This is a genomic window from Cryobacterium sinapicolor, from assembly GCF_004403465.1.
Classification (GTDB): domain Bacteria; phylum Actinomycetota; class Actinomycetes; order Actinomycetales; family Microbacteriaceae; genus Cryobacterium; species Cryobacterium sinapicolor.
In genome coordinates this window covers 1-3,238 of the sequence record NZ_SOGQ01000043.1, presented here as the reverse complement: position 1 = coordinate 3,238, position 3,238 = coordinate 1, and the positions used below count along the sequence as shown (strand labels likewise).

At 66.5% G+C, this 3,238-nt stretch carries 2 protein-coding genes; one reads left to right on the top strand and one right to left on the bottom strand.

Features of this window, described 5'->3' with window-relative positions; genetic code table 11:
* Positions 1-585: 585 nt before the first annotated feature.
* Entirely contained in the window at positions 586-1,008 is a 423-nt protein-coding gene (arfB, locus tag E3T28_RS08770; RefSeq protein ID WP_134417764.1) for an alternative ribosome rescue aminoacyl-tRNA hydrolase ArfB, read from the top strand.
* Between the two features lie 103 nt (positions 1,009-1,111).
* On the opposite strand, the gene E3T28_RS08765 is transcribed toward arfB, so the two are convergent.
* Entirely contained in the window at positions 1,112-2,995 is a 1,884-nt protein-coding gene (locus E3T28_RS08765; protein ID WP_134429850.1) for an FAD-binding monooxygenase, read from the bottom strand.
* Between the last annotated feature and the right edge of the window lie 243 nt (positions 2,996-3,238).

Genomic DNA, 3,238 nt, shown 5'->3' with positions numbered 1-3,238 from the left:
TCGACACCTCCGGCTGGCAGATCCGCATGGTGAAAGGCAAACCCGAAGTCAGGGCACCACTCTGCTACGACCCAACCCAAACCTGGCGGACCACGGGCAACCACCGGGCGAGGCCACCAGGGTCTCGACAGGCTCGACCACCGGGTGCGTGAGTCCCCGGGATCGGGGCACCACGGTCATGACAGGCTTGACCACCGGGTGCGTGAGTCCCCGGGATCGGGGCACCAGGGTCTCGACAGGCTCGACCACCGGGTGCATAGTCCCCGGGATCGGGGCACCACGGTCATGACAGGCTTGACCACCGGGTGCGTAGTCCCCGAGATCGGGGCACCAGGGTCTCGACAGGGTCGACCACGGGGTGCATAGTCCCCGGGATCGGGGCACCAGGGTCTCGACAAGCTCGACCACCGGGTGTGCGAGACCCCGAAAACAGGCCACCAAGGTCTCGACAGGCTCGACCGCCGGCGACGTGAGTGTCCGGCGGTTTGGGAGACCGGGCTCGACCACGGGGCTCGACCACGGGCGAGTTCGGCCGCCGGGGCGCTCCGGCCGGCACTGTCGTCCGGATCGTGGCACGCTGATCACATGGATCTGGAGGTGGTGCCCGCGCTCACCATTCCCGAGCGTGAGCTCGGCTGGCGGTTCTCGCGGTCGTCCGGGCCGGGCGGCCAGCACGTCAATACCTCCGATAGCCGCGTCGAACTCTTCTGGAACGTGGCCGAGTCGACGACGCTCTCCGACGATCAACGGATGCGCCTGCTCGCCCGCTTAGCCAAACGTCTCGTCGACGGGGTGATCACCGTGACCGCCTCCGAACGGCGGTCCCAGCTGCGCAACCGCGAGCTCGCCCTGGCGAAGCTCGCCGATCTCGTGGCCGCCGGCCTGGCTCCCGATGCGGCACCACGCCGCCCGACCAAGCCCACCCGAGGTTCGGGTCGACGGCACCTCGCAGCGAAGCAACAGCGGTCGGCCACCAAAAGGCAGCGGCAGCGGCCGTCCGCCGAGTAGCCGCGAGTGCGGTTGAATCGCCGCTTAGCCCAGCCCAGACCGACGTTTCAGCCGCACTCACGGCCGAACGGGTGCCCCGCAGCTGGGAGCCCGTAACGAGGACCTACCGCACCAGCAGCATCTGCCGGAAGAACGCAGCCAGCTCGGCGGTCGCGGTCAGCGGCAGAACCGTCGCCACGTACATGTCGGGGCGCACCACTACGACGGCGCCGCCGCGGTCGATCCCGCGCAGCTCGAAGATGTCGTTCGCCAGGTCGGTCGCGTAGAGCTTCTCGTAGTCGATCAGCTCGAACGGGCCGGTTCTCGGCAGGAATGCCTCCGGAACCCGGCCGATATCCACGCCGGTGTGCTCCTGCTGGTACACCACTTTGATGTCGAAGACACTGTCGATGTCGCTTCCGGCGGGGGTGTGCGCGAGCAGCGGCGACTCGGGCGCGGTCCGAATCCACTCGGCCCAGTCGGACAGCGCCGAGGCCTCACCGGATGTCGCGGCATCCGCGAACGCGTACACGCGCCACCGGCCGTCGGCGATGTGGTGGTGCCCGAGCTGCACGGGGTTGGCGTCGGGAACGCGCATCACCGGGGCGGACTTGAAGCGCTTGCCGAGGGGGAACCCGGTCGCGAGACCTTGGTGGGTGGCCTCACCGATCAGCATCGACGGCGGGTACTGCGTCATGAAGCCGGACGGGAACTCGGCGGTCTGCGTGTAGAACTCCTCCAGCGGCACCTCGAGGTCCTCCGACTTCGTCGCCATCAGGGTCGACCAGGTCCGGTCGAAGTCGATCAGGTTCTTCGCGATCACCTGACGCTCGGCCGAGTAGGTGCCGAGCAGGGATTCGGGGCTGCGACCCTCGAGCACGTAGCCGAGCTTCCAGGCCAGGTTGAAGCCGTCCTGCATTGACACGTTCATGCCCTGGCCGGCCTTGGCGCTGTGCGTGTGGCAGGCGTCACCGGTGATGAAGACCCGCGGCATCCGTGTGCCGATCTCGTGGGCGAGCACATCGTCAAATCGGTCGGTGAGGCGGTGGCCCACCTCGTAGACGCTGTTCCACGCCACGTTCTTCACGTCGAGCGAGTACGGGTGAATGATCTGGTTCGCCTTCGCGATGATCTCGTCGATCGTTGTCTTGCGCACGGCGCCGTTGTCGTCGGCGGGCACCTCACCCAGGTCCACGTACATGCGGAACAGGGCCCCGCCCTCACGCGGAATCAGCAGGATGTTGCCGCCCGACTCCGACTGGATCGCGCACTTCATCCGGATGTCCGGGAAGTCGGTGACCGCGAGCACGTCCATCACTCCCCAGGCGTGCTGGGCCTGGTCGCCGGCGAGCGTGCAGCCGATCGAATCGCGCACGGCGCTGCGGGCACCGTCGGCGCCCACCACGTACTTGGCGTGCACGATCCGCTCCTGGCCCATCTTCTCCCCGGTCGTGTGCACGAGGGTGACCGTGACGGGATACTCGCCCTCATCCGTGTTCTCCAGGCGTCGGAAGTCGAAGCCGAAATCCGGCTCCATGCGCGTGGGGGAGTGGGCCATCACCTCGGCGAAGTAGTCCAGCACCCGCGCCTGGTTGACGATGAGATGCGGGAATTCGCTGATGCCGGTGGGGTCGTCCACGGCACGGGCCGAACGGATGATGCGGGTCACGTCGGCAGGATCCGGCGTCCAGAAGGCCATCTCGGTGATGCGGTAGGCCTCGGCGATGATGCGCTCTGCAAAACCGAACGCCTGGAAGGTCTCGACGCTGCGGGCCTGAATACCGTCGGCCTGCCCGATCGCCAAGCGTTCGCCCCGACGCTCGACGATCCGTGTCGTGATACCGGGAAACTGTGAAAGCTGGGCCGCGGTTATCATGCCGGCCGGCCCCGTTCCGACGATAAGCACTTCGACGTTGTCGGGGAGTTCGTCGGGGCGGTCGAGGCCGACGCCCGCGGCATCCTGGATGCGGGGATCGGTGGACACGTATCCGTGGTGGTGAAAATGCACGGCTTCCTCACTTCTTTGTGGGCTGCGTTGGGCGGGTGCGTTCGATATTCGAACACTAATTTCTATTATCGCTTTTCAGATCATATATGATTCGGCCGCACAGGGCCAGATCAGGGAGGCCATTCGATGGGTGCCGGGCGATGTCAAGCTGACTGGAGTCACTTGGGTTAGTTTGTGGCGGTTTCGTCGGCGAGGTGATTGATCCCGACGAGGCTGGCTGGTGCGGGTGTTGTTGGTCGTTCA